The 10,192-nt window shown below is 70.8% G+C and carries 10 protein-coding genes and 1 pseudogene; 6 read left to right on the top strand and 5 right to left on the bottom strand.

From position 1 onward, the window contains the following. Positions 1-34: 34 nt before the first annotated feature. Both AB0I76_RS14495 and AB0I76_RS14490 read right to left on the bottom strand, forming a co-directional pair. The gene (locus tag AB0I76_RS14495) at positions 35-2,206 is read right to left on the bottom strand and encodes an AAA family ATPase (protein WP_357034601.1); all 2,172 of its coding nucleotides are present in this window, start codon (positions 2,204-2,206) and stop codon (positions 35-37) included. Between the two features lie 123 nt (positions 2,207-2,329). Further along, complete coding sequence (locus AB0I76_RS14490; protein ID WP_357034599.1) at positions 2,330-2,776, bottom strand: DUF305 domain-containing protein; 447 nt, start codon at positions 2,774-2,776, stop codon at positions 2,330-2,332. Positions 2,777-2,965: 189 nt separating this feature from the next. Between AB0I76_RS14490 and AB0I76_RS14485 the strand changes: the two genes are divergently transcribed. Continuing rightward, positions 2,966-3,469 carry a low temperature requirement protein A gene (locus AB0I76_RS14485; RefSeq protein WP_357034597.1) on the top strand — a complete coding sequence of 168 codons (504 nt, stop codon included), beginning with the start codon at positions 2,966-2,968 and terminating at the stop codon, positions 3,467-3,469. 345 nt (positions 3,470-3,814) lie between these two features. Next, positions 3,815-4,744, top strand: a complete 930-nt coding sequence (locus AB0I76_RS14480) for a formate/nitrite transporter family protein (protein ID WP_357034595.1) — start codon at positions 3,815-3,817, stop codon at positions 4,742-4,744. Positions 4,745-5,056: 312 nt separating this feature from the next. On the opposite strand, the gene AB0I76_RS14475 is transcribed toward AB0I76_RS14480, so the two are convergent. Then, positions 5,057-5,770, bottom strand: coding sequence for a GAF and ANTAR domain-containing protein (locus tag AB0I76_RS14475; RefSeq protein WP_357034593.1), 714 nt, complete (start codon positions 5,768-5,770; stop codon positions 5,057-5,059). Positions 5,771-6,092: 322 nt separating this feature from the next. Between AB0I76_RS14475 and AB0I76_RS14470 the strand changes: the two genes are divergently transcribed. Further along, positions 6,093-6,539 carry a hypothetical protein gene (locus AB0I76_RS14470; RefSeq protein WP_357034591.1) on the top strand — a complete coding sequence of 149 codons (447 nt, stop codon included), beginning with the start codon at positions 6,093-6,095 and terminating at the stop codon, positions 6,537-6,539. Positions 6,540-6,547: 8 nt separating this feature from the next. Beyond that, the gene (locus AB0I76_RS14465; RefSeq protein ID WP_357034588.1) at positions 6,548-6,961 is read left to right on the top strand and encodes an L-dopachrome tautomerase-related protein; all 414 of its coding nucleotides are present in this window, start codon (positions 6,548-6,550) and stop codon (positions 6,959-6,961) included. Positions 6,962-7,144: 183 nt separating this feature from the next. Here the strand turns inward: AB0I76_RS14465 and AB0I76_RS14460 are convergent, their stop codons facing one another. Continuing rightward, positions 7,145-7,393, bottom strand: a complete 249-nt coding sequence (locus tag AB0I76_RS14460; RefSeq protein WP_357034586.1) for a cupin domain-containing protein — start codon at positions 7,391-7,393, stop codon at positions 7,145-7,147. On the opposite strand from AB0I76_RS14460, the gene AB0I76_RS14455 reads away from it, so the two are divergent. Continuing rightward, the gene (locus AB0I76_RS14455) at positions 7,373-7,837 is read left to right on the top strand and encodes a transposase (protein WP_357034584.1); all 465 of its coding nucleotides are present in this window, start codon (positions 7,373-7,375) and stop codon (positions 7,835-7,837) included. The two genes, AB0I76_RS14460 and AB0I76_RS14455, sit on opposite strands and share 21 nt — an antisense overlap. A 26-nt stretch (positions 7,838-7,863) precedes the next feature. Continuing rightward, positions 7,864-7,935, top strand: a pseudogene (locus tag AB0I76_RS14450) (hypothetical protein); the annotation flags it as partial. 240 nt (positions 7,936-8,175) lie between these two features. On the opposite strand, the gene AB0I76_RS14445 reads toward AB0I76_RS14450, so the two are convergent. Then, on the bottom strand, positions 8,176-9,456 hold the full coding sequence (locus AB0I76_RS14445; protein WP_357034582.1) for a VCBS repeat domain-containing M23 family metallopeptidase: 1,281 nt from the start codon (positions 9,454-9,456) through the stop codon (positions 8,176-8,178). Between the last annotated feature and the right edge of the window lie 736 nt (positions 9,457-10,192).

Here is a 10,192-nt window from a genome sequence, read left to right as displayed (position 1 = left end):
GTAACAATTCGGCAACGCGCCCGACGCCCGGCTGTCACCGACCAGGAAGCGCTCTCTCCCCACCCCAGCCGGGGCGGGCGTGCTCGGCGACGGCGTCGGCGAGCAGGACGACGCCTGCTCCGCCGTCCCCCCGGGCCGCGCCGTGCCAGGCGCGGGCGCGGGCAACCTCCATGTCGAACAGTCGGACCGAAGCCGAACCGCCCGCGTACCGGTCCAGGTCGGTGACGGCGTCGTCCACCTCGAGCCCGAGCTGGACGCCGGCCTGCACGCGGAGCGCCGAGGCCCAGCGGCACACCGGACGCAGGCCGATGTCCCCGGCCACCAGGCGGGACTCCTGGGCCCAGCGCAGAGCCGTGCGGGGCCGGCCCCGGACCAGCGAGATCTGGGCCAGCGCGAGGGCGTGCAGCGTCTGGCTGACCGGATCGGGCGGATGCAGGCTGGTCTCGTACCCGGCCAGGGCGAGTTCGAGCGCTGAACCGGGGTCGGGCCGGTAGCAGCGCACCAGCGCGAGGAACGGGGAGATCCCGCTGCGCTGCATCTGGCTCGATCCGAGGTGGCGCCGGGCCAGCGGCAACGTCTCCAGGATCAACGCCTCCGCCTCGGCGATCCGACCGGCCAGCAGCAGCGCGCACCCGGCGGCGGAGCTGGCGGCGAGCCGGGACGAGACCGGCCCCGGCCGGCGCAGGGTCGCCAGGGCCGCGTCGATCACGGTGCAGTCGAGCTGGTACGACCGCAGGTAGAGACCGTAGGCGTCGAGCCCGTCGCGCCAGGGGTTGGGCAGTTCCGGCGCCACCGGCCCGTCCGGGCGGGGGTGCCCCGCCCCGCCCCTCGCCCGTTCGGACGCGAGTTCGAGCATGGTACGTGCGGCGTGCACGTCGTCGGCGGCGTGCACGAGGATCTCGGCATGCTGGATCGCCACCTGGCAGCGGTCCTCCTCCGTCCCGTCGACGGCGACCTGCTCGGTCAGCTCGACACAGAGCGCGACGGCTTCGTCGGCCCGTCCCAGGTGGGCCAGTGCCCGGACGGAGGCCAGCCCGGCCAGCATGCCGCCCCCCGCCGACCAGGCACACTGGGCGAACCGCTGGGCCAGAGCGTGCTCCCGGGTCAACGCGGCCCGTTCGGCGGCGGCCAACATGAATTCCGGGTTGACGGGGCCGCCGCCGTCGAGCCGCCACAGCGCGCTCCGGATGAGGTTCCCCGGGGCCGGCGGGCCCTCGGCGTCCAGCGCGTCGGCGAGCCGGCGAACGTGTCGCCGCCGGCCCAGGGCCGGGGTGTCGGCCCGGAGCAGTTCGCCGTAGAGCGGATGGCGGAGCCGGACCACCGGTTGATCACCGAGGTCCACGGCGATCAGCCCCCGGCGCTCCAGCGCTTCCAGCACCTCCTCGCCGGTGATGGCGGACGCCACCGGCAGGGGGACGGGTTCGCCCGCGGCAAGCAGTTCCAGTGCCTCTCGTTCCCCCGTCCCGGTGTCGGTGAGTCGACCTCGTAGCAGCTCGGCCAGCCGGGGGATCGCTGTCATCGGACCGGTGAGCTGCCAGAGGCCGTCCGGGCAATCGAGGAGGCCGGATTCGAGCGCCGAGGCGACCAGTTCGCGCAGGAAGAGTGGATTCCCGGCGGCGGCGTCGCGCAGGCGACGCAGCGTACGACCCTCCACCGGACCGTCCAGAGCGGCAACCAGCAGGGCGTCGGACGCCTGCGGACCGAGCGCGGCGAGGTCGATCCGGACGACGCCGGCGTCCTTCCACAGCGCGGTCAGCGCATTCCGGCCCGGCTCGTCGGTACGCGCCGTGGCGAGCAGCGTGACCAGTCCCTCGATGACGGCCTGGTGAAGTACGGCGAGGGATGTCTCGTCGAGCCGGTGAGCGTCATCGACGAACAGGATCGTTGGGCCCTGCTCGGCGAGGCGACGGAGGCCGAGCAGGCCGAGTTGCACGGGGTCCAGGCCGCCAGTCCGGCTGTCGACGGACGGGAGCAGCCCGTTGAGCCCGGCGAGTGTCAGACCGGACCCGGCGACCGGCCAGCGCACCGGCAGGACCTGGACCCCTCGTATCCGCTCGGCCGCTTCTTGGGCCAGGCGGGTCTTGCCCACGCCGGTCGGCCCGGCGAGCAGCGCGCCCGGAGACCCGGCGACCCGCAGCGCGGCCACCGCCGCGGCCAGTTCCTTGTCGCGGCCGATGAGTGGCGACTCGGTAGCCGGCCAGGTCATGGCTGCACCCTAGTCCGCGTGCACCGAGGATCGGCTCAGGCGAACAGTGGTCGGCTCGTCGGCGGACCGGCGGAGTCAGTCAGGGTTCTCCGCTACCTGGTGCGGGGAGGGCGGTGGGAGCGGTCAGTACCGGTCGTCGAGGATCTTCTTCATCTGAGTGATCTCCTCCTCCTGGGATCTGACGATCTGGTCGCAGAGTCGCACGATCTCCGGGTCGGTGATGTCCGACTCCTGGCAGACGAGGACCGCTCGGGAGTGGTGGGGGATCATCGACTTGAGGAAGCCCTCGTTGCCCACGAACGGCTCGGTGCGCACCGCCGCGAACCCGCCGACGAAGAGAGCGCCCAGCACGGCGTACAGCGCGATGTTGAGGCGCCGGTCGATGAACATCTGGTGCATGACGCCCATCATGATGACGCCCATGACGGCCACCATGATCACCGACATGTAGAAGTTGCTCAGGTTCAGGTAGAAGTCCGACCACCTGCGGATCTGCGACAGCGTGAGGACGAACATGACCGCGAGGCTGATCAGCAGGACCAGGCCGAACCGGATGTAGTTCTTCTTCATCTCTCCTCCGTCAGATCGTCGATAGCCAGTCATTTACAGGTGTTTTACTCACACTAGTGGCATTTCCTGAGCGCGGCGGGTGCCGGCGGATGAGTTCGGGCGCGGCGTGCACCTGTGCAGCGTTTCAACTTTTCGCCGTGCTGCGGCCGGTCGGGCTGAAGACTGAGTCGGTGACTGAGGGCGCAGCCGGTGGTCGGCGGAACCAGGAGCCGCCTGTCGACGAGGCGGTGCGGGCGGACAGCCGTGCGGGAGCGAAGCGCCGGGCTGACGACCACCTCCCACATCACAAGCCGCTTCGATGCGCGGCGGCGAGCGGTCCAGGCGATGGTGCTGCTCACCGCGTTCGGCGTGGTGTTCATGGCATCGTCATTGCCGTACGCGTTCCGGGAGCGCGGCTGGGCGTACGCCGTGCCGTACGTGGTTCTTCAGGTGGGCAGGCCGCTGGTCGTCATCCGGCTCGGGCGGGATCCTGCGCTACGGTCCCTCTATCTCCGGTCGGCGATCTGGTTCGGCGTGTCGGCGGTGCCGTGGCTGGGCGGCGTCCTGGTCCAGGACACGGCCCGGGTGGGCCTGTGGTCGCTGGCCATCACGATCGACCTCGTGTCGGCCCGCTTTTCCTGGCCGGTGCCCGGCATGAGCCGGGAACTGGACGACGCCTGGGACCCCTCCAACACCCCTTCACCACACCGTTGATCGCCGCGAGCGGAGCCCTCGCCGTCCTTCTCGGCATGGCCCTGGCCGACGCCCGACACGCCCGGGGCCGACAGCCAGAACCCCCGTCGCCACCCCACAGCCAAACTGGATCCGACCCGGCGCAGGCGCAGTGACACCGGCCGACCCGGTGCTGCCCGCCGGCCGTACCCACCGGCACCAGCTTCTGATACCCATCCGTCACCCAGGTCCCGAACCGGGAAGTGGGTCGCACCGGATCTTGTAGAGGCACAGCACCGCCGGTTCAGCGGCGGATGCGTTCGGGGCGGCGGTGCCCGGTGGCCCGGCGGCGCTGGGCACGAGGCCGAGTGCACCCTGAGCCGGCAGATGGTGGCCCAGCTCGACGAGGCATTCCCGGACAGCACTCCGCTCCCGGCGTGGCGGACCGACCGGAGCACCGGGCGATGGTCAGGCGGCGGGGTTCGCTGCTCCTTGTCCGGGTATCCAGGGCGAATGGCAGGAGAGCCGCGCCCTGAGGACGTCTACGACCGTGCGCGGGGTGAGGGTGAGCGTCGCCTGTCGATGAGTGCGTTGGAACAAGCTTCCACCGGTTTCATCGCCGGGGTGACGATCGTGTTCGGAATCGTCGCTCTCGGTGTGGCACGTGAGCTGGTCGCGCCGGACTACGCCTCGGGGGTCGGTCAGCTGATCGGGGCGCTCGCGTTCGGTATCGGGCTGGTGTTCGTGGTGGTCGGGCGCACGGAGCTCTTCACCGAGAACTTCTTCGACCCGGTGGCGGCGGCGATCGCGCGCCGTCGTGCCTCGGCTGCCGGACAGTTGGCGCGGCTGTGGTTTCTGGTGCTGTTGCTCAACTTCGTCGGTGGAGCGGTGATGGCCGCGGTGTTCGCCGTGCGCGGGACCCTGCCCGGCCGCGCGCACGAGACGCTGGTCCTGGTCGCGGAGGAGATCGCCGCCAAGGGGGGCCTGGCCACCTTCACCCGGGGGATCGCGGCCGGCACGCTGCTCACCCTGCTGTCGTACCTGCTGCACGCGGTCGGATCCACGGGCAGCCGGATCGCCCTGGCGTACGTGGTGGGGTTCTTCCTGGCCCTCGGCCCGTTCGACCACGTCGTGGTCTCCGGCCTGCACCTGCTGTTCGGCATCTGGCTAGGCGCCCACGTGAGCTACGCCGACCTGGGGCTGAACGTCGTGCTCGCTGGTGCGGGCAATCTGGTGGGTGGTCTGCTGCTCATGACGCTGACGCACGCGGTGCAGGCCCGGGGCGCCCGTCGACTTCCTGCCCGGTCTGACATGTAGTACGCACGGCGGACCCGGCTCGCACGGCCCTGCACGTCGAGCCAGGGATGGAAGTGGTCGCTCATCTCGACGAAGTCGAAGCCGACCTGCTCGGCTCGGATCGCCTGGCGATTGATCTCCTTCGGCCCGAACCCCTCGCTGGCCAGTAGGTAAAGCAGCCCAGCGTCGGCGAACGGCGGGGTTTGGTCGATGGACCTGGCGAAGAAGCTCGACATCGTTGCCGGTTCCGGATGCAGAAGGCGGACCTCGTCGAGGCCAATCGCAAGGCCAACAGCGGCAGCACCCGCAAGGCCGGCGAAAGGTGGATGTGGGTCAGCGTTCGGGTGTCCCGGCTGCCCGGTCGACGAGGGCCTGGGCCACGTCGCGGACCTTGCGGTTGGAGTCCTGCGACACCTTCGCCAGGATGTTGAACGCCTCGGTGGGGGTGCAGCGGCGTTCGGCCATGATGATGCCCTTGGCCTGCTCGATGACCGCGCGGCTGGCCATCGCTTCCTGCATCTGCTGGGCCAGAACGGCGGTGCTGTCGTAGAGCTGCGCGTTGGCCAGGGCAACCGCGGCGTACGCGGCGAAGGTCTCCAGGACGGCGACCGTGTCGTCGTCGAAGGCGTGCGGGGTGCGGGCGTAGACGTTGAGCGCGCCGACGACGGCGTCCTGGATGGGTAGGCCGATCGACAGCGAGCTTCCCACCCCTGCCTTCACTCCACGTTCGGCCCAGTCCGGCCAGCGGTCCTCGGCGGTGAGGTCGGGTACGGGCAGGACGTCGCCGCTGGCGGCGGCGTCCAGGCAGGGGCCGCGTCCCTGGGCGTACTGCCGCTCGTCCAGTTCGCGGGCCAGGTCGTCGGTGAACGCCGCGGTGTGCCCGGTGCCGTTGCGGACCAGGGTGACCGACACCTCCACCGGTGTGGTCAGGGCGCGTTTGGCCAGTTCGGCGACGCGTTGCAGGACGTCTTCGAGGCCGGTCTCGCCGAGCTTGATGCGGCCGAGTTCGGCGAAGGCGTCAGCGGGGTCCGTCGGCAGGGGGGCCATGGCACCCAGCTCCTTACAGGCGGCACGCCCGCAGAACCAGAAGGGGGTGGGCGCGCGGGATGGCAGTCCGCGCGTCGCGGACCGCTGCACGGACCCACTGGGGCGGAGCCGGGACCAACGCCGGTGCTCGACGCCGATTCGTCACACCCGGTACGGCGGATGTGAACTACAGGGCAGCCACCCTACCCCCGCTTCCGGCGAACGCCCCAGCAGCAGAGTGGTTGGGGCAGGCTTGCCATCGAGTGCCCGATTTCAACCCGGTTGCGCCGGAAGGTGCGCTCGGCCGGGGTGTCATCGACGGGCAACGGGGTAGCAGGCGAGGATGACGCCGACCAGCAGAGCACTCATCGCCGGCGCGGCCGGCGCGTCCGCCTTGAACGCCGTCACCTACCTGGACATGGCGGTGCGGGCCCGGCCGGCCAGCAGCGCCGGGGAGGACAGCGCCACCCGCCTCGCCGACCTGGCTCACGTCGACCTCGGTGACCAGCAGGCCGGTGAGAACCGGAAGTCCGGGCTCGGGCCGCTGCTCGGCTACGCCACCTCCGTGGCCGCCGCCGGCGTGTGGGCCGCGGCGGGTGGCCGGCGGCTGCCCACCGCCGTGTCGACGCTGGCGCTGACCGGCCTGGCGATGATCGCCTCCAACGCCCCGATGACCGCGCTGAAGGTCACCGACCCGCGCTCGTGGTCGGCGGCCGACTGGGTCACCGACCTCGTCCCGCACCTGGCCTACGGTGCGGTCACCGCCGTCGCCCTCAAGGCCCTGCGATGACCGGCCCGGTGGGTGACGAACCGGTCGGCGAGCTGGAGGTCGTACATACCTTCACCGGGCCGATGCCGACCGGCGTGAGCGTCTCGCACACCGGACGGATCTTCGTCAACTTCCCGAAGTGGGGGGACCAGGTGCCGGCCACTGTCGTCGAGCTGGGCGACGGCGCCGAGGTGCCGTTTCCCGACCAGGCGTGGAACAGCCCGTCGGCCGACGACGACGCGCAGGCGTTCGTCTCGGTGCAGAGCATCGTGGTCGATCCGGCCGACCGGCTGTGGGTTCTCGACACCGGCAGCCCGATGTTCCAGCCGCGTCGTCGACCAGCAGCACGGTGTCGACCTGCCCGCGCCGGAGTGCGGCCACCACCTCGGCCAGCCCGGTCGGCGCGGTGCCGTCCCCGGCCTGGGCCTGGTAGCGGTCGATGATGTCGCGGGTGTGCCGGTCGGCCACCTCGGCGATGGCCTGCACGTCACGTCATCCAGGCACGGTTTCGATCTGCGAGGCAAGCGGCTTTCGATTTGCGGAGCAATTCGTGTTCAGTATGCGGGGTTCCGGTGTTCGACTTGCGGCCGTCGACCGTGGCGATGCCGCGCTTGCCGCGGCGGGGCTCAGAGGGCGTGGGTCATCGGGCCGTCCGGTCCGGCCCCCTGCCAGTGCTTGACACCTGGTGGGCACCAGACCACGTCGCCGGCACGGAACTCCTCGACCGGTCCGCCCCATTGCTGGGTCCGGCCGACGCCGTCGGTGACGACGAGCCGTTGCCCGCCCGGGTGGGTGTGCCAGGCGGTGCGTGCGCCGGCGGTGAAGGTGACGACGAGATCGCCCTCCTGACGGTCATGGCCGAGGTCTCGACGCACGGCCGCCCGGTCTGCTGGGCGGTCGACGTCACACCCGGCCTCTCCGCCCTGCTGCTGACCCTGCTGTGGCGGCGGCAGGTCCAGGTCCGCTACGTCTCCGGCACCGTCGCGTTCCACATGGCTGCCGCGTTCGCAGGAGAGAACAAGACCGACGCCCGCGACGCGGTGGTCATCGCCCAGACCATCCGCATGCGCCCCGACATCCCCGTCCTGGAGCCTTCCGACCGTCTCCTCGCCGAACTCACCGTCCTGACCGGCTACCGCGCCGACCTCGTCGGGCAGCGCGTCGCCACCCTCTTCCGGCAGCAGACCGTCACGCTGCCCCGGGAACGCGCCGCCGCCGTGGTGGTCGGGCAGATGGCCAGCGAGATCCTCGCCCAGGGAGCAGCGGATCGCCGCTGTCGACGACCTCATCGCCGAGCAGCTCAATCAGCACCCCCCTGACGCCGGTCGTCGGGAGCCTTCCCGGCATGGGACCCCTGCTCACCGCCGAACTGCTGGTCCACACCGCCGGCATGACCGAATACGACAGCCCCGCCAAGCTGGCCGCCCACGCCGGCTTGGCGCCTATATCCCGCGACTCCGGGCTGGTCTCCAGTAATCCTCGGCAGCCCCCGAGAGACCTCCTGGACGTCTGGCCCGAGGAGGCGGCGGACGCGCGGGGCTGGTGGCGCACGGATGTGCGGAGACAGCCGGCGGCGAGGTGGACGGGGCCGGCCACGACCGACACCGGCACCGGGACGGTGCGGGCGGCGACGTCGCCGCCCGCACCGTCCGGGCACTCACATCACGAACGGGAACGTGCCCCAGTTGTGACCGAGCTTGACCGGGGTGCCGAGGCCGGTGCCCCAGTGCGGGTAGTACCAGAGGTCGCCGGCCGAATCGACGCCGAGCACGTCCGCCTGACCGTCACCCGAGAAGTCGGAGGCGAAGACGTGCTTGAAGGTGCCCCAGCCGTGACCGATCTTGACCGGACTGCTGAGCCCCGCGCCGTTGTGCGGGTAGTACCAGAGGTAGCCCGCCGAGTCGACGGCGAGCACGTCCGCCTGGTCGTCACCGCTCCAGTCGGCGGCCATGACCTGCTTGAAGGTGCTCCAGCCGTGACCGATCCTGACCGGGGCGCTGAGCCCGGTGCCGTTGTGCGGGTAGTACCAGAGGTAGCCCGCCGAGTCGACGCCGAGCACGTCCGCCTGACCGTCACCGCTCCAGTCGGCGGCCATCACGTGCTTGAACGTCCCCCAACCGTGGCCGATCTTGACCGGGGTGCTGAGGCCGGTGCCGTTGTGCGCGTAGTACCGCAGGTCGCCCGCGGCGTCGACACCCAGCACGTCGGCCTTGCCGTCACCGCTCCAGTCGTCGGCCATGACGTGCTTGAAGGAGCCCCAGCCGTTACCGATCTTCGTCCGGGTCGAGAGGGCGAGACCGTTGTTCGGGTAGTACCACAGGTCGCCCGCCGAATCGACGCCCAGCACGTCCGCGTGCCCGTCACCGCTCCAGTCGGAGATCGTCTCGGTGGGGCGCGTCGAGCCGCAGTTGGCGCTGGTGATCCAACGATCCGGGCCGTAGCCGCTGGTCATCCCCGAGGGAACCCCGTTGAAGTAGGACTCGGTGAGGCCCCCGTCGGCGTACTGGACGTAGTGCAGGTGCGGGCCGGTCGAGTTGCCGGTGTTGCCGACGTACCCGATCAACTGCCCGATGCCGACCTGCTGCCCCTGGCGGACCACCGGGCCCGGCTCATCCATGTGCAGGTACTGGGTCTGCCAACCGTTGCCGTGGTCGATCATGACCCACCAGCCGCCGCTGGATCCCCAGCCGGCGAAACTCACCGTGCCGCTGGCCGAGGCGATGATGGGCCGGCCCAGGCTGCCGCTGGGATGGGTCATGTCGATCTTGTAGTCGTGCCCCGGGTAGGTGGTCATCAGCCAGGTTTCGCCGCACGGGAACGGCACCTGGAAGAGCGGTCGCGGCCCGGCCGCGGAGGCGGGCGTGGCGAGACCGACGGCAGTCAGGACGACGAGGGCGAACAACGCCCCCAGGAAATGGCGGATCGAGCGTGTCGACAAGGACGGCACCCTTTCTGTGGATGGTGCAGCACGCGGTGGGCATCAGGAGGCACGCCTCGGCACCGGCCCGTCGACACGTGCCGGATCCGGTTGCGGGGAGTCAGATGATGCCCACTGGTGAACTGCGGACCTTATCGATCAGACATCATCGATGGTTGGCCGACAACCCAACGAAACCGCGGAAACCCGCGACAGCGGGCACCGGCGGTCGCTTCACCCGGCCTGCGGTGGCGCGGCCGGACGGTGCCGCCGCCGCAGGACGTCCACGTCCTGATACCGCTCGTCCAGCTTCCGCGGATCTGGCCCGCTCCTCGGCGAGCGGCCACCGTCAGTTCGCTTTGTCTGGGTGGCGGTGTTGGTTGGCGTCAGGGCTGCCGTCGAGCGGTGGTACGTCGGTGAGGGCGAGGCGGAGGCGTGGACCTGGTAGCGCCAGCGAGCCACCAGCACCGGCACCACACCCAGCCCGGTGCCCAACGGTTCCGGCGGCTACGACATGGGCGCCCGCCGCTACGGCCCGGACACCGCCAGCATGAGCGGACGATCGCGGACCGGGACACCGTGTCGGGCACGAGGACCAAGCGGTGGACCAGCGCCCGGCCGCCGACTCGTAATGCGCAGGTCAGACCGCCCGGCAGGGCGACCTTAGAGCGTTCGTCGCTCAGCCGAAGGAGACGAGTGCCCCGCGCTCGTCGAAGACCGCCGTGCGCGCCCAAGCGATCTCCCAGCGGTTGCCCTC

Source organism: Micromonospora sp. NPDC049799 (assembly GCF_040656655.1).
Classification (GTDB): Bacteria; Actinomycetota; Actinomycetes; order Mycobacteriales; family Micromonosporaceae; genus Micromonospora.
This window is presented reverse-complemented; position numbering and strand designations above follow the sequence as displayed.